We start from the raw sequence: 21,234 nt of genomic DNA, 5'->3' as shown, positions 1-21,234 counted from the left end.
TAGCATTTTTCCTGAAAATAGCCACTTTATTTCAGAAAAAAGAGAGAACAAGTGCTCTCTCTTTTCGTTACTGTCTGTTATTCGTCAAGCTTGAAAGCAACTCTTCAAATGAGCGTTCGTAGAGTTGGATATCCCCAGCTCCCATAAAGACATAAACCGCATCTTCATGGTCCAACAACGGTGACATATTCTCAACGCTCACTACTTTAGCCGGTTTCTTGATTTTCATCGCAAGGTCTTCAACTTTGATATCGCCGTGGTCAACTTCACGCGCAGAACCGTAGATATTAGCCAAATAAACCGCATCTGCTTGGTTCAATGCGTCAGCAAATTCATCCAAAAGGGCAATGGTACGAGTGAAGGTATGTGGTTGGAAAATCGCCACAATTTCTTTGATTGGGTATTTTTGTCGAGCAGCATCAAGTGTAGCAATGATTTCAGTTGGGTGATGTGCAAAGTCATCAATAATAGTCACATCGTTAATGATTTTTTCACTGAAACGACGTTTTACCCCAACAAATGATTGCATGTGCTCTGCCACCAAATCCATGTCAAAGCCAGCCACATAAAGGTTAGCCACAACAGCTGTCGCATTTAAGATATTGTGACGTCCAAAAGCTGGTAGATGGAAGCTACCAATCTCTTTGCCTTCATGTTTGACTTTGAAAGATGAGCCACTTGTTGTGCGAACAATATCGTAGGCGATGAAATCATCCGTGTCATTGAAGCCATAGTAGTAAATAGCAGCATCTGACGTGATACGACGCAAGTAAAGGTCATCACCGTACAAGAACAAAGCTTTTTGCACTTGTTTTGCATAATCGTTGAAGGCTGCAAACACATCGTCAATGCTTTCAAAATAGTCTGGGTGGTCAAAGTCAATATTCGTGATGATGGAATACTCTGGATGGTATGGCATGAAGTGGCGTTGGTATTCGTCAGCTTCAAAGACAAAATAATTGCTATTGGCTGAGCCACGACCTGTACCGTCACCAATCAAATAAGAGGTATCTGTGATATTTTTGAGAACATGTGATAATAACCCTGTGGTTGAGGTCTTTCCGTGGGCACCTGCCACACCAAAACTGGTAAATTGACGCATAAATTCACCCAAGAATTCATGGTAGCGTTTAAAGGCAAAACCATTTTTCATGGCATAAGCAATCTCGACATTGTTGTCTTCACGAAAGGCATTACCAGCAATCAATTCTACATCTTCTGTGATGTTGTCTTCAGAAAATGGCAAAATCTTAATGCCTGCTTGCTCTAATCCACGTTGGGTAAAATAATATTTGCTAACGTCACTTCCTTGAACAGTGTGTCCCATTTGATGTAGCATCAATGCTAACGCACTCATACCAGACCCTTTAATTCCGATAAAATGATAGGTTTTAGACATGTTTTCTCCTCTATTTCATAACGGATGCCTTATTTGTTTGTATCCAATTGCGCCAAATTCATCTCTTGCGCTTTTTGATATTTTTTCTGTTTTTGGTTGGCATCCTTATTATAAATTTGACTATGTTTTAAGAATTCATAACTATTCTTTTTGGCTTTTTGAGTGGATTCCTTTTGTGAGCGTTGGTGGTTAAGGGGAATCTCAGCTAAAATGTAGTCATCTTGACGCATGTTAGCACTCAAATGACTGAATTTACCAGCCCTTTTTTTAGGAGGGTTTGGTTTTTTCGTTTGCAATGGTTGTTGATTTGCCATTTTTGAAGGTTTAGCCAAATTGTTTGATACGTAAGCTTGACGTTTTTTCTTCACATCTTGTCTGGCTTCATCGCGAGCCAGTTCAGCATAAGATTTGCCTTCATTGAGTGTTTTGACACGCTCGCTGTCATGGTCGTTTTCAGTCACAAAATGATAGTTATTTGTCACATCATTGTAGTCTTTTTCACGATAAGCGCCATGAATATTGGTAATTAAATCTGAATTCTCGTACAAAGCCATCGCTTTAGATGGACTGCTGACAGGTTCATCATCAGCCACTAACGGAAAACGTCTTGTCGTTTTCTTCACAATTTCACTTCCTTTCTAATGGTTGTATCACATGCACCTTTTGAGAACAATCGTCATCAGAATTGGCATGGACTCTTAGTTTATCAGTAGGTTTTCCCTTAGAATCACGGAAAAACCCATCTTAAACATAGCATGTTTATTATAAACTAAATCAAGCTTTTTTTCAAAATTTTCAGCGGGTTAAAGCTGATTGATGCCCAGAATTTCCTTGATGTCCTCAATGGTCATGCTGGCACACGCTTCATTGCCGTCAAGTACTGTGGTGACAAGGTTTTTCTTGTTTTCTTGCATTTCCAAGATTTTCTCTTCAATGGTCCCACGCGTAATCAAGCGGTAAACTTCCACATTGTCCTTTTGGCCAAGGCGGTGCGCACGGCTGATGGCTTGCATTTCAACAGCAGGATTCCACCACAAATCTACTAAAATCACTGTGTCGGCTCCTGTCAAATTAAGCCCGACACCTCCAGCTTTCAAGGAAATAAGAACGGCATCCTTAGAGCCATTATTGAAGGCTCGCGTCATTTCTTGACGGGCATCCGCAGGGGTTGACCCTGTAATCTTGTAAGATGTCAAGCCAAGCTCAGCCATTTCATCTTCAACTAAATCCAACATGCCTCTAAACTGTGAAAAGACGAGAGCGCGGTGACCGTTGTCCTTGATTTGTGCCAATAAAATACGCAGGCTATCGAGCTTTCCACTATTTCCCTTATAATCCATAAACAAGCTTGGCGTGTCACAGATTTGGCGCAGACGCGTAATCCCTGATAGGATTTCAATCTTGTGACGGTTAATGTCCTCATCACTAGCCCCAACAAGTGTTTCTTGCATTTGCCGCAATTGAGCGAGATAAATGGCTTTTTGCTTGTCATCCAATTCATTAGGGTAATTGATTTCAATCAGGTCTGGCAATTCTGGAAGCACTTCTTTCTTGCGACGACGCATGATAAAAGGCTTGATGAAACGGGCCACTTCTTTGGCGTCCATTTTGAGAAAGGTCTTTTTATCTGGCAATAAACCTGGCAAGACAATTTGGAAAATAGACCAAATTTCCAGCAATTTATTTTCAATCGGCGTTCCTGAAAGGGCAAAGCAATGCCCAACGTCAAATTGTCTGAGGTAATGCGCAATCTTGGTTTGCGTATTTTTCATGACCTGCGCTTCGTCCAAAATCAAGTAATCAAAGGAATGCTTTTGGTATTCCTCAAAATCTTGGCGGAAAGACGAATAGCTGGTGATGGTCACTTGGTGATTTTGGGCAATAATGTCATCACGAACAGATTTCAAGCCATAGGACACCACCACGTCAATCTCAGGCGCAAAGCGTTTGAATTCATCCAGCCAATTGTAAATGAGGCTAGACGGCGATAAAATCAAGACCCGCATGTCAGGTTTTAGGCGACTGGCAAGAAAGGTAATGGTCTGCAAGGTTTTCCCAAGGCCCATGTCATCCGCTAAAATACCGCCAAAGCCATAATGGTCCAGCATAGACAACCACCGCACCCCTGTTTTTTGGTAGGCGTGCAATTCTGCCTTGACAGGTGGGAAGGTCATCTCAAATTGTTCTGGGTGGGTCAAATCATAGGCCAATTGTTCAAATTCTTTTGAAAAGGTGATGCGGTCATTGTCCTGCAACACATCGACCAATTGGAAGGTTGACACGGCATCCATCTGCAAATGCCCATTTTTCAATGGTTTGGCACGCAATGCTTGCAAGGATTTGCTGACTTTTTTAATCTCATCATCAAAAACCACCAAACGCCCTGCCGAATCAATAAAATAAGGCTGATTTTTGGTCAAAGCCTCCAAGGCGGCGTCCACTTGGTCCTCAACAATGGTTGAAAAATCAAACGAAATATCCAGCAACCCACTTTGAGTTGTGACCGAAACGCGTGGATTTTCCACATGGTACAAGGCTTTCAAGTCGTCTGAAAGAATGACTTGCCCTAATTTTCGAAATTGTGTCACGGTCTTTGTAAAGAAGGGATACAGGTCCTCAGGCGTCAAAGGTGCGTGGTAAGACACAAAAGCAGCTGAAAAGCCGTTGGCTTTCAAGGCATTGAAAATACGCTCCTCGTGTTTGAAATGACTAGCAAAAGGCAAATTTTCCAGTTCTTGCTTGCTGCTGACTTGAACCGTGCCATAATCAAAAGTCAGGTGCAATTCCACTTCATCATAATGATTTAAAGACAGGTTAAAAATAGGACTGAAGTCTTTGATTTCAAAGCTTTTTGGTGCGTCCACACTGCCTAATTCCTTGAAATCTAGCAAACTAGAAGCCAGCTTGTCTTGGTCCTCCCAATTGAAGAACAAATGTTTGGCCAAATCCGCTTCAATCGGAAGGCTTCGGATAGCCGTTAGCATTTTTTGCTGTTTCAAATTCAAGGCATAGACAGTGCCTCTTGTGAACAAGAAAGCATTGTCAAAAAAAATGTGGAAATCACCTTCCGTAATAATCAACTCGATAGACTGACGATGCACCACCACTTGAAAGCGAATAAGCCCCTCGCTGCCATCCAACTGACGAAAAGCCAGCTCAGAATAGGGTTGCTTATGGTACTCAAATGAAAAATGATAGAGGTCGTTCAGCAAGGACAGGCCTTCTTCAAAAAGCCCGCTGGTCAAGGCTAAATACCGCCCATGATTTGGCAAAATGTAGTCCGTGTCCACTTTTTCATTGTCTGGTAATACCCGCCACAAAAACCGAATGAGTTCTTGGCTGGCCTCATCAAATTGAATCAAAGATAAAGACTCAAAATAATTCTTGCCGATTTGGTAGTGACCTTCTTTTTTGACAAGCGCTAAAAAGGACTTGATATCGCGAATGACATAGGTCCTATCACTAGGCAAGCGGTTGATTTTAAGCGTCCACCAGTAATTAGAAGAATAAGGACTTTGGTTACCATAAGCCGACAAGCGATACTTGGTCGTGTCATCACTATTCATCTCCAAGTGGTCTAGAAAAATGCTGCCAAAAGACGTGTTTCGTTGCTCTTCTTCCTGACTTTCTTGCTTGTCTTTGAGGCTAATCGACAACTCTTTTCCTTGATGATTATTTTTTAAAAAATATTCCAAAGCAGCCAAATGTTGGCAATACCTTTTTTTGGCAAAAAGTTCACAATCACATCGAATTTGGTCATCTTCCAAGGCGTATTGCAGGTGATGTTTCCCAATGCTGGCTTGGATTACGCCATCACGCGTGCTGGTAATGGTCACAAGACCTTTTTCATACAGTTCAATACCTTGATTACGAATGCGACCTGGAATCATTCTGCTCACTGTTAGTCACCCACCTTTTTCTTATCTCTTAATTATATCAAATTAAACTTCCTTTGAGCCAGTAAATACCTTTTTTGCAGCAGAAATCAAAAAAATCTCCCGAGCAAATTGCTCAAGAGATTAGGGTATTACTGGCGTTTACGAGCAATCAAACGAATCGGTGTGCCTTCAAAACCAAAGGCCGCACGAATTTGATTTTCCAAGAAACGCATATATGAGAAGTGCATCAGCTCTTCTTCGTTGACAAAGATGACAAATGTCGGTGGTTTAAGTGACACTTGGGTACCGTAGAAAATTTTCAAACGTTTACCCTTGTCAGTCGGTGTTGGGTTGATCGCGATGGCATCCATAATCACATCGTTAAGCACAGCTGACGGAATGCGTTTGTTTTGACTTGCACTTATTGCTTTAATCATCTCAGGCAATTTATTCAAACGTTGCTTAGTCGCTGCTGAAACAAAGATAATAGGGGCATAAGATAAGAATTGGAATTGGTCCCGAATATCTTCTTCCCAACGCGTCACGGTGTGGTTGTCTTTTTCAATGGTATCCCACTTGTTGACCACAATGATAATTCCCTTACCAGCCTCATGAGCAAAACCAGCAATACGCTTGTCATACTCACGAATACCTTCTTCGGCATTAATAACCATCAACACAATGTCTGAGCGGTCAATGGCACGCATCGAACGCATCACAGAATATTTCTCTGTGTTTTCATAAACTTTGCCAGATTTACGCATACCAGCGGTGTCAATCATGGTATATTCTTGACCTTCGCTATCTGTAAAATTGGTGTCAATAGCGTCACGAGTTGTCCCTGCAATTGGGCTGGCAATCACGCGTTCTTCACCAAGAATAGCATTGATAAGGCTTGATTTCCCAACGTTTGGGCGTCCAATCAAACTAAACTTGATGATGTCTGGATTTTCATCTTCTTCCTCAACAGGGAGGTTATCCACAATCGCATCTAGAACATCCCCTGTTCCAATCCCGTGAACCGATGATACTGGGTAAGGATCACCCACACCAAGTGAATAGAAATCGTAGATATCACTACGCATTTCAGGATTATCCACTTTATTGACCACCAAAATCACTGGTTTGTTAGTGCGGTACAAGATTTTTGAAACGTATTCGTCAGCGTCTGTAACGCCTTCTTTTCCTGAAACCACAAAAACAATCACATCTGCCTCATTCATCGCGATATCAGCTTGGTGCTTGATTTGCTCCATAAATGGGGCATCAACGTCGTCAATTCCCCCTGTATCAATCAATGAAAACTTACGGTTCAGCCATTCTCCAGTTGTGTAGATGCGATCACGCGTTACGCCTTCGACATCTTCCACAATGGAAATACGCTCACCTGCAATACGGTTAAACAAAGTCGATTTGCCCACATTTGGACGACCGACAATAGCAACGGTAGGTAAAGCCATAATTCTTCTTTCCTGCTTCTTGCTAGAGGCATTTTTCAAAACACACCCTAGCCAAGCCTTCCTTTCTAGTTCATTTCGTTATGAGTTATTTATGCTGTCAACGTCTGTTATCACCTTGTAAATGAATCTCTTTAGCAAGGTAGCGAATCCGCTCCATAATTCGTTTGGCTTGCCATGTTTCATCACCTGAGCGTGATGTAGCAAAATGAGCCTCTAAATCCTTAAAATCAAGGTTAGACGTGAAAAACGTCAATAGATTTTCTTGCATGCGGTACTGTAAGATCACCTGCAAGACATCGTCACGAATCCACGGGCTAAATTGTTCCGCCCCGATATCATCCAAAATCAAAATTTCTGCCGCTTTGAGCTGATCAATTTCTTCCTTGACGGTACCTGTATTGATCGCACTCTTGATGCCAACACAAAAGGTTGGAAAATGCAACATGGTTGTTGATTTGCCGTACTTGGCAGACAAACGATTGGCCAAATAAGCCATCAAGTAGGATTTACCAACCCCAAACGTCCCAAAAACATACAGACCTTTTTGAGTCGTCATATCAAAACGATTGATGTACTCGGTGATATAATGGTAAATCTCAATCCGATTGGGATCGTCCAAATCAATGTCATCCGTTGAAATCTGCTTGAAGCTAGATGGCAAGCCCATCAAAGTCACACGGTTCTTGATATCTTGCTGCTTTTTGGCCTCAACCAATTCACGCGTTTCCAAATACACCACATCGGCATAGCCTTCATTCATGCTGAGGGCTGGCCTGTAACCCTTGGCAACGTAAGAAGCATCACCTTGTTGAAACTTGTCGCGTTCCACCATAAATTGATTAAATTTAGGCAAGCTGCGTGTGATTTGCTCTTGTGTGAACCCATGAGAACTAATAAAATCAACAATTTCAGTATCCATCAAAATCTTTTGCGTCAAGGCATTCAAGTCATGACGTTTGTTGTGAAGCTGTTTTGCTAAAGTATCTCCTATTTTTTCCATCGCTCGCTCCTTTCCTTTAATCTTCTAGCATGCTACGTTTGAGGGCTTCCAATTTGGCTTTTTCCTCAGCTGTTGCCTCGTGTTTGTAATCTTGTTCAGCCCATTTAGGGATATTTTTCTTGCTTTCTTTGGCCGTTTGTTTTTGATCCTTGCGTCGTTGTGAGAATGACCGCATTTGCAACATAGCCGCCTCGGCCGTGGCAATCTTGTGGTAAGCAAAGTCATTAGCCAATTTTAAGATATAAGCCTTGTTGAGATTGGCTGACTTCGTTTTATTTAAAGTGTACAAGACCATGATGTTAATCACTTCATCCAAAAAGCCCATGTTGGCCAACTCTTCCAAGAGTTGACGTTCACTCGAAATGACTACCGCATGACGTGGCGATTTGATTTTAGTCAGAAAATCGCTGGCACTATCTTGCTTGGCTTCACGGAGAATAACCTGCTCTTTGGCACTAAAGGTTTCGCCAGCGGGAGCCGGATTTTCCTTGCTTTGTTCCAATTGCACCAGCATCCGTTTAGGCGAAATAGTACCACCGATAGCCGTTTGTTGAGCCAAACGATAGGTATCAAACCAATTAAGACGGTGCTTATCTGCAATCCCGTAAATGGTCAACACATCTGATTGCTCGTCCTTGAAACGCAGCCCATCACGCGCCATTAAACGTTGGAAACTCCCCAAATCAAAATGATTTTTAGACACTGGCCGCTTGATAGCTGGCGCTTCCGCAGAGAAAATATCCGAAAAGTTTTTGGAAATGTCCCTAGCATCCTGAGGAAGGCTCATATCCAATTCTGCCACGGCAACCTCACCGATTTCTTTTTCTAACAAACGGCGGTAAATGGGATTGCCCAAAAAAGCTTCGCGAGACAAGGGCTGGACTAATTTAAACACATAACCGTTACGCGTTTGGTACAAAACCAGCAAATCAATCGCTGTTAAAATAGCTAATGCTTCTTCCAAATCCCCCATGCTAACCTGAAGGTGATTGAGGATTTCACTAAATTTATGACGCTTAGCACCATTATCAAAAAAGGCATTTAGATAATGATAAAGAGCTGTCGCTTGATTACCGATAACAGGAAGATAGAGCTGCGTTAGGCTATCTGAATCCAAGACAACCTTATTGTTCTTGATATACGAAAACTCTTCAATCGGTCTCATCTACATTATCACTTCTTTTTTTCTTGCTGCGAACACGATTAGTGATTTGTTGGAGCAACTCCTCAATCTCATCGACATCTTTGAAAGACTTATAAACTGAGGCAAAACGGACATAAGTGATTTCATCTATCTCTGCCAACTCGTCCATCACCAAATTACCGATGACGGTGCTTGGCACCTCACTATCATAATCGCTTCGAATGCTCTTTTCAATGCGCGACACCACTTGTTCAAGGTCATCGCTAGAAACTGGGCGTTTTTGAGCACTTTGGAAAATCCCATTTAGCACCTTTTCACGCGAAAATTGTTCCCTCGTTCCATCCTTTTTAATGACCAACAAAGGCAACTCTTCGATGCGTTCAAAAGTTGTAAAACGCGTATGACAGTTTTCACATTCTCGACGACGTCTTATGGTATTGCCATCTTCAGCCTGACGGCTATCAATAACACTCGATTTATGATAATTGCATTTTGGACAACGCATGCTCACACCCCATTCTACCCATTGTAATATAGTACTTTATTTTACCATAAAATAGAAGATTATAAAAGGCATTACCCTTGGGAGCTACTATCAACAAGAACTTTGGCAGACAAAAAGAGCTAGGTTAAAACCTAACTCTTAGCGGCATTCAGGAAACAAGACCTTGAACTCTGTTCCCTCGTCAATGACACTGTTAACTGTCACTTTTAAGCGGTAAACTTCGGCAATTTGTTTGAGAACATTTAAGCCAATGCCAAGCCCTTGCACCACTTCACTAACAGGTTGCGAGGTGTCAGAACGATAAAAGCGCTCGAAAATGTAATTGATTTCTTCCTTCGCCATCCCATTTCCCTCATCTCGAATTTTAAGCAAAGGTTGCTTGTCTGACAATTCCAACGTAATGTGAATGCGTTTGATTTTTGTTGAGTACTTGACCCCATTGTCAATCAAAATGAGCATTAACTGTTCAAAATGATGCTGGTAGATATTTGCCATAATGCTCTTGTTCTCAGGAAGAGAAACGTTGAAGGAAACATCTGGATAAACGACACGGATTTTTTCCAATAGTTTTTCAATAGACGCTTTCAAATCAGTCTTTTGATCCCTATTTTCGATAACTTCATTTTGGAAACGAATGCTATCCAAAATCTCATCGATCATCATGGACATTTTTTCTGTTTCATCATAGGCAACGTCCAAGCTCTCCTGTAAAATCGTTGAGTCTTCTTTACCCCAACGTTTAAGCAAGCCCAAGTGTCCCTTGATAATAGCAACAGGTGTCCTAAGCTCATGGCTGACTTCACTGATGGCTTGCGATTGGTGTTTAGTGTAATCCGCCACAACTTCTAAATAATTATTGGCATTTTGTAACAATTCCTGCTCCAAAGGATTCTTCCATTTGGTATTACCTGTTTCTTCTGGTGAACTGCTAATGGTTTCAGCCAACGATTTAAGATCCTCCAAGGGTTTCAAATAAGGCTTAGTCATCCGTCTAAAGAGCAATAAGATAACAATAAGAGCAACTACTTCAAGCACTATCATGAAGAGCAAGAGATAACGACGCGTTTTTTCATACAGTTTTAAGTCTTGAAAAACGGTCACGTAACCAATGGTTCCATGGGTTTTCTCGGATACAACCTTAGTCGTTAAATAATACCCTCTCGTCCCAACTCTGTGGTAGTTAGATGATTCGGCCAACAGATCCTCTGACTGACTAGAATCCGAATCAGTCGTTAACAGCAGGTGTTTGTCCGCATCAAAAATAGCTACCGTCTGCTCACTCGAAATATATTTAGACAGACCATCGTTTTCAAGGACAACAGATGATTGGTCTTGATCATCACCATCTACATTAGACAAATGATCCGCATTAAAAAGGGATACCAAGACAGATGTCGTCAATTCAGATTCCTTAGACAAGACTTTTGTCATTGAACGGAGGTCTTTTTTCATTTGATAACGGTCATTTGCCAAAAAAAGCTGCGTAAATCCTTGATAAAGGACAATATTGAAAGCCGTTATCATCAAAAGCAGTGGCAATATCGACGATCGCGATAGTCGCTTATTTAAAAGCTTTTCTTTCAAACGATTCATTAATTTTCTCGAATAATATAACCCATGCCCCGAACAGTTTGGATGTAAGAATCCTTACCTGGGATATCTAATTTTCCACGAAGGTAGCGAATGTAAACATCCACAACGTTGGTGTCAACGTCTTTGTCGTACTTCCAAACATTAGACAACAATTCTTTACGTGTCAATACACGGTTTGTATTAGACAAAAGAATTGACAACAAATCGTATTCGCGTTTAGTCAATGGAATATCTTCTTGGCCTCGAATAACTGAACGGTTTTGCGGGTTTAGTTTTAAGCCCACAGCATCTTCTTTATTTTGACCTTCTTTTAGGGCTTTGTGCTCTGCATCTTGACGACGGAAAACCGCACGAATACGAGCAAGCAATTCTTCAATTGCAAATGGTTTTACAATGTAATCATCTGCACCGCGGTCCAAACCAGCCACGATATCCATTGTTGAATGACGAGCCGTCATCATAATGATGGATAAGTATTCTTTTTCCAAGCGAAGACGGCGTGTGATTTCATAACCGTCCATATCTGGAAGCATCAAATCCAACAAAACAAGGTCAAAGTCTTCGTTCAAAGCCAATTGCAACCCTTGACGACCATTTTCTTCTGCAACAACCGAATACCCTTCGTGTTGTAATTCCAAAGACACAAACCGTGCTAGATTTTTTTCATCTTCAATGATTAAAATTTTTTTACTCATGTGTCCAACCTACCATTTATTATTATTTTTTCTTTTTCACTTTTTCCAGCAACACTTATATCTAATCCCTAAAAATAAGTCATGTTGCACCGCTTTAAAAGTATATCAAAGTTATTATTAAACTTCAAGACAATTCTAAAATAATCTCATATTATTAAAAAGTTATTTGAAAACGACCAGACAAAAAAGCCTCTCCTGAAGCTTTTTCATCGTCCCTTACGTTTTTATGAAGTGATTTACTCATCATCAAATAAGCCACCTAAAGAGGCAAAAGGATTATTGGCCTTTTTCTTTTCGTCTTGGAGAGCATCGTATTGCTCTTCTGTCAAAACAGACCAATGATTGCCTGATGGCATTTCTGCTGAAGCTTGCTCTTCTTCACTCAAAACTTGCATCGGAATACCTAGCAAAATGTTATCAATGACGCTTTCTTCTAAATCGATAAAACCATCTTCGATAACCATGGCTAAATTTTCTCTGACTAATTCTTCCTTGTCCGCAAGGTCTGATGCTTCAACGAAAATCTCTGAAACGAGTTCTTCTTGATGAAACTCAACAGGCTGCATCGAACGACTAGACGGCAAGGTCAACGTATAGCCCAACGTGTATTGGAACAAATACAAGCCGTCATCGTAAGAAAGATGACCAGTCGCACGAACGTCTTTGACATCTAAAATGTCCTCGTCACGCGCTTGAAGTTTTTCTTTAATATCTAAGGAACGGTCAAAAGCAATACCGTCACTATTTTTCTTTATTTCTAAAATTGAAAACATATCTTTAAAACCTCTATTTGTCGTATCGGGGAGATAGCCTAAAAACCTCCCTTACACCATTATACCACAGATATGCCTTATTCTCACATCTGACGTAAGCGCTCGATGCGGTCGGAAATAGATGGGTGCGTGCTAAACAATGAGGTCAAGCGTTCTTCCTTCTTGATAGGGTCATTGATGTACAATGCTGCGCTGGCTGCATCAACAGGTTGCTGCATTGGAGCAGATTGTTGCAATTTTTGAAGGGCGTTAATCATGCCTTGTGGGTTGCGGGTTAATTCTACCGAGCTAGCATCTGCCAAATACTCACGCTTCCTTGAAATAGCCAATTGAAGCAAGGTCGCTGCCAAAGGAGCTAGGATTAAAGACAAAATGGAAAAGAGAAAAACCAAAAGCCCTGTGCCATTGTCACGGTCATCTGAACGACGACGCCCACCGCCAAACCAAACCATCCGACTACCAAGGCTAGATAGCAAGGTAATGGCACTCGCTAAAGCCACGGCAATGGTGGAAATACGGATATCATAATTGCGAATGTGGCTCACCTCATGCCCAATGACTCCTTCTAATTCTTCACGGTTCATCACGGCTAAGAGGCCTGTCGTAGCCGCAACGGCTGCATTTTCAGGGCTAGAACCTGTTGCAAAGGCATTAAGCGATTGGTCCTCGATGATAAAGACACGAGGCATAGGAATTTGCGCCACCATCGCCATATCTTCAACAATGTGATAAAGTTGCGGAGCTTCTTGCTCGGTCACCTCACGCGCATGGTTCATTGACATGACAACATTGGTGGATTGGAAAATCATGCTCATGGCATAAATAGCACCGATAATCACGGCAATGACTACCCCAAAAGTCATATCTCCCAACCAAAGGTAACCAACCGCCGCACCAATTGCCGCTAATAGCATGAAAAACACAATAAGCAAGACAACGGTTCGTCTTTTATTACTGGAAATTTGATTATATAGCATATTTTGTTAAAAGCCTTCACATGAGGCTTTTTGTATTCCTTTCTCTGTGACGTCAGATTTAAAAATCAAAGGTTACTTTTGGAACATCTTTCTCTTCTTCAGGTGTTTCCAAAAATTGGCTTGGTTTAAACCCAAACATTCCTGCAATAAGATTGCTTGGGAAGGTTTCTAATTTCACGTTATAATTTGCCGTTGTGGTGTTAAACAACTGGCGTGAATAAGCGATTTTATTTTCAGTATTGGTCAACTCGTCTTGGAGCTTGATAAAGCTGTTGTTGGCTTTCAAATCAGGGTAGTTTTCTGCCACAGCAATGAGGTTTGACAATTGATTTGTCAAGGCATTTGAAGCGCGCATGGCTTCGGCTGGTGTTTTGGCATCTGCCACTTGTTGACGCAATTCTGTGATTTTAGCAAAGGTTTTTTCCTCGTAAGCAGCATAACCCTTAACCGTTTCAATGAGATTAGGAATCAAGTCATTTCGGCGTTTCAACTGCACGTCAATTTGACTCCAAGATTCTTTGGTTTGCATACGGCTTCTAACCAAGCCATTATAAAGGGCAATACCCCAAAGAATTAAGACGACAATTACAACAACTATGATCAAAGCCATATCATTCTCCCTTAACAGTCAGGCATCCAAATGGACGCATATTAACAACAATAATCAGACATTTCCAATGTCTTTTAACTAGGCATATTATACCAATTTTAAAACCATTTTCAAAATGATAAGTGACGAAATAGAAGGCTTTTTGGGCAATGACATTTTCAGCCTGTTATCAAGTCGTATTTGTGGTAAAATAAGAACTGTTTAGAATTACTAGGAAAGGAAAGTCGGGCTTTTTTCCGACAAGATAAAGATGACACCAGAAGAATTTTACCAGCAATTGAGCCAGCAAGGCTTTGATTTGAGTGATAAGCAAAAGCAGCAATTTGAAACTTATTTTCACTTGCTTGTGGAGTGGAATCAAAAAATCAATTTGACAGCAATTACTGAAAAAGAGGATGTTTACCTCAAGCATTTTTATGATTCCGTGGCTCCTGTTTTGCAGGGTAATATTACCAATCAAGCTATCCGCCTCTTAGATATTGGGGCTGGGGCTGGTTTTCCAAGTATCCCAATCAAGATTTTGTGTCCTGAGATTGATGTCACTATTATTGATTCGCTCAACAAACGCATTCAATTTCTCAATCTCTTGGCAGAAGCCTTGGAGTTGGATGGCGTGCATTTCTACCATGGGCGCGCTGAAGATTTTGGACAAGACAAGACCTTTCGTGCCACTTACGATATCGTAACCGCACGCGCTGTTGCCCGTTTGCAAGTTTTGACTGAATTGACCATTCCTTTCTTAAAAGTAGGGGGACGATTGGTTGCCTTGAAAGCCTCAGCTGCTGAGGAAGAATTGGCAGATGCTCAAAATGCTATGAAGCTGCTCTTTGCCAAGGTTATCGAAAACAAACACTACACCCTACCAAATGGTGACCCTCGTCAGATGACCGTTTTGGAAAAGAAAAAAGAAACCCCAAACAAGTACCCACGTAAGCCAGGAATGCCCAATAAAAAGCCACTCTAAAAAGGAGATGAATGGTGATTACGTTTTTTAAATCCTTAACAAGCATACAACGGTTAACGTTTAGTTTTATTATTGTTATTATTATCGGGAGCCTTTTGCTCTCTATGCCTATCACGCATTATCCAGACGCACCTGCAACGACCTATCTTGACCATTTATTCAATGTTGTATCCATGGTTTGCGTGACAGGGCTATCGGTCTTTCCCGTAGCCTCTGTTTATAATGGTTTAGGGCAAGTGATTGTGATATTGCTCATGCAAATTGGTGGTTTAGGCTTGGTGACCTTAATTTCTGTCAGTCTTTACCTCATGCGCCGTCGCATGAATTTGTCTGAGCAGCATTTGCTGCAATCTGCACTGAACTATGACAACAGCAATAACTTGCGGCAATATTTGTTTAGCGCTTATAAATTAACCTTAGTGTTTGAGTTGGCAATGGCGGTGGTCTTGCTATTTGACTTCATTCCTCGTTTTGGGGTGGGACATGGGATCTTCAATGCCATCTTTTTATCAGTTTCCGCCTTTTGTAATGCCGGTTTTGACAACCTCGGTGATGCTAGTCTAAGACCTTTTGTTCTCAACCCTTTGATCAATATAGTCCTTGCTATTTTGATTTTCTCAGGTGGGATTGGGTTTGCGGTTTGGCTGGATTTGAGAGATGCCGTCAAACGCTTTTTGACTGACAAGCCTTATCGTTTCACGACTTTTTCACGTTCTTTGAGCAATCAAACACGGCTGGTTTTAGCAACAACAGGGATTGTTTTGCTACTGGGTACCGTCTTGAGCTGGCTCATGGAATACAAAAACCCAAAGACCATCGGGCATTACAATATTTTCCAACAATGGATGGTATCTTTCTTCCAATCCGTTACTATGAGAACGGCTGGTTTTTCAACCATTTCTTATGTCGATACGCATCCTGTTACCAATGTCTTGTATATGCTTCAAATGATTATCGGTGGTGCTCCTGGCGGTACGGCTGGTGGGGTCAAGGTCACTGCAGCTGCTATTACGTTCTTGCTCTTTAAGGCAGAATTAACAGGGCAAACTGAAGTGACCTTCCGCAATCGCGTCATTGCCAACAAGGTCATCAAACAGACCTTTACCATCTTGATTTTCTTTTTCACCATTTTGACGGTAGGTTACATGGCACTCTTGCTCTTTGAACCTCATCACAATCCTTTAGCCCTACTGTTTGAAGCTATTTCTGCTATTGCGACAGTGGGGGTGTCAATGGATTTAACCCCGCAATTGTCAACTGGGGGACGCATTGTCATCATGGTGCTAATGTTTGTGGGGCGTGTCGGTCCCATCACGGTTCTGTTGAGCCTCTTGCAACGTAAGAGAAAAGATATTCATTACGCACAAACAACGATAAATATGGGATAGAAGGAAAAACTATGACGAAAAAAATTATTGGTGTCCTTGGTTTAGGGATTTTTGGTCGCACAGTCGCTGAAGAACTCAGCAAATTTGAACAAGACGTCATCGCCGTGGATTGCAAGGAAAACAGCGTCCAAGACGTGGCAGAATTTGTCAGCAAGGCCGCTGTTGGTGACATCACCGATATTGAATTTTTAAAAGCGGTGGGCATCGCCCAATGTGACAAGGTGGTGATTGCGACAGGAACTAGTTTAGAATCTTCTGTCCTAGCCATCATGCATTGTAAAAAATTAGGGGTCAAAACCATCTTAGCCAAGGCCAAAAATGCCACTTACGAAGAAGTGCTTTATGGCATCGGAGCAACCAAGGTCATCACTCCTGAGCGTGATTCGGGAAAAACCGTTTCCTCAAATATGCTCCGCCACCGCATTGATAACATCGTGCATTTGGAAGATACGGTGTCTATGATTGAATTTTCCATTCCAGATTCTTGGGTGGGTAAAAATCTGATTCAACTAGATTTACGCAACAAATACGACTTGAACTTGATTGGTATTCGCAGAAAAAATCTGACCACGCTTGATACCGATATCAATCCTAGTGAGGTCTTTGAGCCTAATACCGAAGTGGTTGCCATCGCTAGTGACAACACCTTTGAAAAATTCGATTATTTAGGGTATTTGAAATAAAAAAGAATCTTATCACCAGTCCCAAAAGGGCATGATGATAAGATTCTTTTTAGTGCCATGGATTGTAAAAACGGCCACCGTTGAGATGAAAGAGCCAAAGGCTCACTCCAACAATCACGAGCGCCAAGAGAATGGTTAGAAAATCATCTCTGGTTAATTGCTTGTAAGTGTACCAAGTGCGTTTTTTATTTTTCCCAAAACGGCGCAGCGCCATAGCTGTCGATACCGTGTCAATGCGTTCTAGGGAACTAAAGATAATGGGAATGACGATTTGCAGGTTGCCTTTTATGCGCTTAACTAGTGATTCTTTCGAAGACAATTCCAAGCCACGCGCTTCTTGTGACATACGAATCATGTAAAATTCTTCCTGCACATCAGGAATATAACGCAAAGTCAAGCTAATCGCGTAAGCAATTTTATAAGGCACCCCAATCTGATTAAGACTAGAGGCAAATTGGCTGGGATGAGTGGTCATCAAGAACAAGATGGCCAGCGGTACGGTACAAAAATACTTCAAGGCCAAATTAAACAGGTAAAAAAGTTCCTGAGCCGTGAGGTTAAACCGCCCGATGCCTTGCCATAAAATGATCTTGCTACCGTAAATCATTTCCCCGTAATCTGGGGCAAACAGGTAAACCATCAAAACATTTAACAAGGCAAAAACAGCAACAAAGGTGATGACAAAGGACACTTGGTGCCAACGAATGCCCGCCATTTTAAATAGTAAAACCGAAAAAATACCGATAGCCAAAATCAAACGGGTGTCGTAAGTGGTCATGCAGGCAACAGAAACCAAAATAAAGAAAATGAGTTTGCTGGCACCTGACAGGGAGTAGAGAAAACCACGACCACTTTGAAAACCAATCAGGCGATTTGTCATAGCGGATTGCCTCCTTGTTGTTCAATGTAATAATGCGTCAAATCAATGGGGTCCACACCCAAAACCTCAGCCAGCTTAAATAAGCTGGTCTTTTTAAGATTGGCTTGTTTTAAAATAGACGGTTGACTAAATAAGGCGACTGGGGAACAATCTGCAATAATCTGCCCATCACTAATCACCACACTGCGGTCTGAATGTTCCAGCATCAGTTGCATATCATGCGTTATCATCATAATCGTATGCCCTGCTTGGCTCAATTCGTCCAAGAAGGTCATAATCTCAGTATAATTCTTCTTGTCTTGCCCTGCTGTTGGTTCATCCAGCAAGAGAATTTCTGGATTCATCACAAGGACCGAAGCGATGGTGACGCGTTTCTTTTGCCCAAAAGACAAGGCTGAGATAGGCCATTTTCGAAAAGGAAATAAGCCACAGATTTTCAAGGTGTCAAGGACACGCTGCTCCACACTAGCCTCGTCAATCCCACGTAGGCGAAGGCCTAGTGCTACTTCGTCAAAGACCATGGTTTGGCTAATCATTTGATTGGGATTTTGCAAGACATAACCAATCTTTTCAGCACGTTCCTTGATGGAATCAGACATGACGGATTGGCCTTGGTAGAAAATATCCCCATCTGGTGTGATAAATTGGCAGATGGCTTTGGCAAGGGTTGATTTGCCTGAACCGTTCTTGCCGACAATGGCAATGCGTTCCCCCTTGTGGACATCTAGGATCATTCCTTTTAGCACTGGCTGGTCTTTTTGGTAGGCAAAGGTTAGGTTTTGCACACTGAGCAGCGGTGCTTTCGTTGGCTGCTTGTCAGCAAATCCGTGCGACTCCAAGGTGATTTGGGGAAGTTTGAGATCTGCAATGCGTGATAAATTGTCCATGGCTTCAATATCCACACCCAAATCTTTCAAAGCCGTGATGTAAAGCGGTTCGCGGATCCCATTTTCCATCAGCAAATCCGTTTTTAAAAGGCTGTCTGGATCGCCGTCAAAAAGAATGTGTCCGTCATTGACCAAGACAATCTTATCCACAGGTCGGTAAAGCACGTCCTCCAAGCGATGCTCGATAATAATAGTCGTCGCTTCTTCTTCCTTGTGAATGCGGTCAATCAAATCAATGGTTTCCTGACCAGACTTGGGGTCAAGGTTAGCCAAAGGTTCGTCAAATAGCAAAATCGGACTTTCGTCAATCAAGACCCCAGCCAAACTCACGCGCTGCTTTTGCCCACCTGACAAATCTTGTGGACGATGCTGCAAAAAGGCCGTCAAATCCAAGCGCTCCGCCCAAGATTGAACCTTGGACTGCATTTCTGGCAAAGGCACACAGTCATTTTCCAGTGAAAAAGCCAAGTCCTCCGCCACAGTTAAACCGATAAATTGCCCATCTGGATCCTGCAACACAGTGGAAACCAAGCGGGATTTATCATAAACCGATTGGTCAAAAACATCCTGACCATCAATAAGTAGCTGACCTATTTTTTCCCCTTGGTGAATGTTTGGGATAATGCCATTTAAACAATGACCAATAGTGGATTTGCCTGACCCTGAAGCACCTACAATCAAGACCTTTTGACCTTTTTCAATCGTCAAGTCAATGGCCTTTAACGTTGGCTCCGCTTGAACATCGTATTTAAACGTGAAATCCTTAAATTGTATAAAGGGCTTCATATGATTCTCCTAAAAAATAATAAAAGTGGGATGTTGTCATGATTTTACCCATCAATGTGCACCCCACTCCTTCGTTAGCTAAAATAGCTTGTCAGACCGTCTAGTCTTTGGTCAAACTGCCTGATTGTGTCCGTGTACGTGAATAGACAGCAAGCAGTAAAGAACCACCGATAGCAATCGTCAAACTATTGATAAAAGCAGATAAAAATCCTTGTGCAAAGACTTTATTGGCTGGTTCGCTGTAAATCAAAATGTCACCATAAGGTGCGATAATCCCCCAGCCCACGACATTCGCAAGAATTTGCACCACATTAAACAAAACGTAATCCTTAGCAGTTAAGGGATTTTTCTCAATATTGATGCGTTTTGACAACAAGCCAATAGCTAGTCCAATCAAGCCACTAACTAAAGCCCAAGTCCACCACGGAGAACCGTATTGAAGGGCGTCTTTTAGGGCGTGTCCGATAAAGGCTGAGAAAAAGCCAACCGTTGGACCATAAATAATCGCAAAGAGGGCAATCACAGCATACTGCAGCTGGATATTCGTGTTTGGAATTGGCGTTGGGATGTTGACTAAAGTCCCGATGATGATAAACAAAGCAGCCCCAATTCCTGTCGCAACAACGGTTTTGATTGATTGATTTGTCATGAACTACCCTCCTAATTTTTTAATTTCGATATGCCAGTTTGAACCCACACCGACATTATAAGCTTTGGCAAAAGAACCTTGGTTAATGGCTAAACCAACACGGTAAAGAGAATTGATATAGAGAATTGGCTGACCAATGCGAACATCCGCAAAAGATTTGCCATAGGTGACTTGATTTTGATAAACCAACATATCGTTGTTGGAAATGGTCACTTCAAAGCGGTCACCAAATTCAGGTTCTAAGGTGTAGAAATCTTCACGTTTGATAGATGTCCACAAAGACCCAAAACGCACATCCAAGATATCCACAGCTCCACAAACAAAATTGTCCCCAATCACCGTTTCAACAACAGGCAATTCGAGCACAGCATCCACGGGCAATTCTGGTCCAACTTCTTCAAAAGTGATGTGCCCGCTGGCTAATTTAGCACCTGTATAGGCATAGACATCACGACCGTGGAAAGTGTAAGAATACTCGGTGTTTTGGCGTCTATTTTTGACTTCTGAAATTTCACGAATAGCCTTGATACCCACATGGGTTTTGATGTACGTCAAGGTACCGTTGTCAGGAGTCACGATGTATTGATTGTTTTCGGTCAAAGCCACCACACTTTTACGTTTTGAGCCAACTCCAGGGTCAACAACAGAGATAAAAGTAGTGCCTTCAGGCCAATATTCCACCGTTTGGAACAAACGGTAAGAGGCTTCAAAAATATTGTAAGGAGTGATTTCGTGCGTTAAATTATGGATTTTCAAAGTTGGGTCTTCTTGCAAAGCTACCCCAACCATAGCCGCAACGGATCCGTCAACCAGACCAAAATCTGATTGCAAAACAAGTAGATGATCTGTCAAAATAGTCTTTTTTCTCCTTTTTGATGTTGCTTTATTTTAACATAAACTAGGGCTATTTTAAAGCAGATTTTCTTTTGGAAGCGCTAGCCATTTGCCAAATAGACAAAAAAA

General features: G+C 41.8%; 18 protein-coding genes and 3 pseudogenes. 3 read left to right on the top strand and 18 right to left on the bottom strand.

Going from position 1 to position 21,234, the window contains the following annotated elements; all coding sequences use genetic code 11:
* Positions 1 to 67 precede the first annotated feature (67 nt).
* The 12 genes from murC to ACFORE_RS01330 form a co-directional block, all read right to left on the bottom strand.
* Complete coding sequence (murC, locus tag ACFORE_RS01385; RefSeq protein WP_154454758.1) at positions 68 to 1,399, bottom strand: UDP-N-acetylmuramate--L-alanine ligase; 1,332 nt, start codon at positions 1,397 to 1,399, stop codon at positions 68 to 70.
* Between the two features lie 29 nt (positions 1,400 to 1,428).
* Positions 1,429 to 2,022, bottom strand: a complete 594-nt coding sequence (gene zapJ / locus ACFORE_RS01380; RefSeq protein WP_167829274.1) for a divisome accessory protein ZapJ — start codon at positions 2,020 to 2,022, stop codon at positions 1,429 to 1,431.
* 180 nt (positions 2,023 to 2,202) lie between these two features.
* Complete coding sequence (locus ACFORE_RS01375) at positions 2,203 to 5,298, bottom strand: pilus expression-regulating Snf2 family helicase (RefSeq protein WP_294422304.1); 3,096 nt, start codon at positions 5,296 to 5,298, stop codon at positions 2,203 to 2,205.
* Positions 5,299 to 5,426: 128 nt separating this feature from the next.
* The gene (der, locus tag ACFORE_RS01370) at positions 5,427 to 6,737 is read right to left on the bottom strand and encodes a ribosome biogenesis GTPase Der (RefSeq protein ID WP_154454759.1); all 1,311 of its coding nucleotides are present in this window, start codon (positions 6,735 to 6,737) and stop codon (positions 5,427 to 5,429) included.
* 97 nt (positions 6,738 to 6,834) lie between these two features.
* Positions 6,835 to 7,737, bottom strand: a complete 903-nt coding sequence (dnaI, locus tag ACFORE_RS01365; RefSeq protein ID WP_380434913.1) for a primosomal protein DnaI — start codon at positions 7,735 to 7,737, stop codon at positions 6,835 to 6,837.
* Positions 7,738 to 7,753: 16 nt separating this feature from the next.
* Positions 7,754 to 8,902, bottom strand: a complete 1,149-nt coding sequence (locus ACFORE_RS01360) for a replication initiation and membrane attachment family protein (RefSeq protein WP_154454761.1) — start codon at positions 8,900 to 8,902, stop codon at positions 7,754 to 7,756.
* Positions 8,889 to 9,386: a transcriptional regulator NrdR gene (nrdR, locus tag ACFORE_RS01355; protein WP_380434912.1), complete on the bottom strand. Its 498-nt coding sequence runs from the start codon at positions 9,384 to 9,386 to the stop codon at positions 8,889 to 8,891. The genes ACFORE_RS01360 and nrdR overlap by 14 nt, the downstream gene beginning before the upstream one ends.
* A gap of 138 nt (positions 9,387 to 9,524) precedes the next feature.
* A complete protein-coding gene (locus tag ACFORE_RS01350; RefSeq protein ID WP_268828047.1) occupies positions 9,525 to 10,910 on the bottom strand; it encodes a sensor histidine kinase in 1,386 nt (461 codons plus the stop codon).
* A 68-nt stretch (positions 10,911 to 10,978) separates the two neighbouring features.
* Positions 10,979 to 11,674 carry a response regulator transcription factor gene (locus ACFORE_RS01345; RefSeq protein ID WP_302852372.1) on the bottom strand — a complete coding sequence of 232 codons (696 nt, stop codon included), beginning with the start codon at positions 11,672 to 11,674 and terminating at the stop codon, positions 10,979 to 10,981.
* Positions 11,675 to 11,910: 236 nt separating this feature from the next.
* Positions 11,911 to 12,447 (bottom strand): YceD family protein, encoded by a 537-nt coding sequence (locus ACFORE_RS01340; protein ID WP_380434911.1) that lies wholly within the window; start codon positions 12,445 to 12,447, stop codon positions 11,911 to 11,913.
* An 83-nt stretch (positions 12,448 to 12,530) separates the two neighbouring features.
* Complete coding sequence (htpX, locus tag ACFORE_RS01335; RefSeq protein WP_154454766.1) at positions 12,531 to 13,424, bottom strand: zinc metalloprotease HtpX; 894 nt, start codon at positions 13,422 to 13,424, stop codon at positions 12,531 to 12,533.
* 58 nt (positions 13,425 to 13,482) lie between these two features.
* Positions 13,483 to 14,034 (bottom strand): LemA family protein, encoded by a 552-nt coding sequence (locus tag ACFORE_RS01330; RefSeq protein ID WP_294917522.1) that lies wholly within the window; start codon positions 14,032 to 14,034, stop codon positions 13,483 to 13,485.
* Between the two features lie 250 nt (positions 14,035 to 14,284).
* On the opposite strand from ACFORE_RS01330, the gene rsmG reads away from it, so the two are divergent.
* The 3 genes from rsmG to ktrA are packed head-to-tail and all read left to right on the top strand — an operon-like array spanning position 14,285 to position 17,069.
* On the top strand, positions 14,285 to 14,998 hold the full coding sequence (gene rsmG / locus ACFORE_RS01325; RefSeq protein ID WP_154454768.1) for a 16S rRNA (guanine(527)-N(7))-methyltransferase RsmG: 714 nt from the start codon (positions 14,285 to 14,287) through the stop codon (positions 14,996 to 14,998).
* An 11-nt stretch (positions 14,999 to 15,009) separates the two neighbouring features.
* Positions 15,010 to 16,386, top strand: coding sequence for a TrkH family potassium uptake protein (locus ACFORE_RS01320; protein ID WP_235280844.1), 1,377 nt, complete (start codon positions 15,010 to 15,012; stop codon positions 16,384 to 16,386).
* A gap of 11 nt (positions 16,387 to 16,397) precedes the next feature.
* Positions 16,398 to 17,069, top strand: coding sequence for a potassium uptake transporter gating subunit KtrA (ktrA, locus tag ACFORE_RS01315; RefSeq protein WP_380434910.1), 672 nt, complete (start codon positions 16,398 to 16,400; stop codon positions 17,067 to 17,069).
* A 49-nt stretch (positions 17,070 to 17,118) separates the two neighbouring features.
* Here the strand turns inward: ktrA and ACFORE_RS01310 are convergent, their stop codons facing one another.
* From ACFORE_RS01310 to ACFORE_RS01295, 6 genes and pseudogenes are all read right to left on the bottom strand, one after another.
* Positions 17,119 to 17,949 carry an energy-coupling factor transporter transmembrane component T family protein gene (locus ACFORE_RS01310; RefSeq protein WP_154454771.1) on the bottom strand — a complete coding sequence of 277 codons (831 nt, stop codon included), beginning with the start codon at positions 17,947 to 17,949 and terminating at the stop codon, positions 17,119 to 17,121.
* Positions 17,946 to 18,743, bottom strand: a pseudogene (locus ACFORE_RS08675) (energy-coupling factor ABC transporter ATP-binding protein); the annotation flags it as partial. The pseudogene ACFORE_RS08675 and the gene ACFORE_RS01310, both read right to left, overlap by 4 nt.
* Before the next feature lie 33 nt (positions 18,744 to 18,776).
* Positions 18,777 to 18,857 (bottom strand): annotated as a pseudogene (locus ACFORE_RS08670) (hypothetical protein); the annotation flags it as partial.
* Positions 18,842 to 19,622, bottom strand: a pseudogene (locus tag ACFORE_RS08665) (ABC transporter ATP-binding protein); the annotation flags it as partial. The pseudogenes ACFORE_RS08665 and ACFORE_RS08670, both read right to left, overlap by 16 nt.
* A gap of 100 nt (positions 19,623 to 19,722) precedes the next feature.
* Complete coding sequence (locus tag ACFORE_RS01300; RefSeq protein ID WP_154454773.1) at positions 19,723 to 20,271, bottom strand: ECF-type riboflavin transporter substrate-binding protein; 549 nt, start codon at positions 20,269 to 20,271, stop codon at positions 19,723 to 19,725.
* 3 nt (positions 20,272 to 20,274) lie between these two features.
* Positions 20,275 to 21,123, bottom strand: a complete 849-nt coding sequence (locus ACFORE_RS01295) for an SAM hydrolase/SAM-dependent halogenase family protein (protein WP_380434909.1) — start codon at positions 21,121 to 21,123, stop codon at positions 20,275 to 20,277.
* Between the last annotated feature and the right edge of the window lie 111 nt (positions 21,124 to 21,234).

Origin of the sequence: Streptococcus alactolyticus (assembly GCF_042649785.1) — a bacterium.
In the GTDB taxonomy this organism is placed as follows: Bacteria; Bacillota; Bacilli; order Lactobacillales; family Streptococcaceae; genus Streptococcus; species Streptococcus alactolyticus.
Note: the sequence above shows the minus strand (reverse complement) of the source record. Positions and strands in the feature narration are given on the sequence as shown.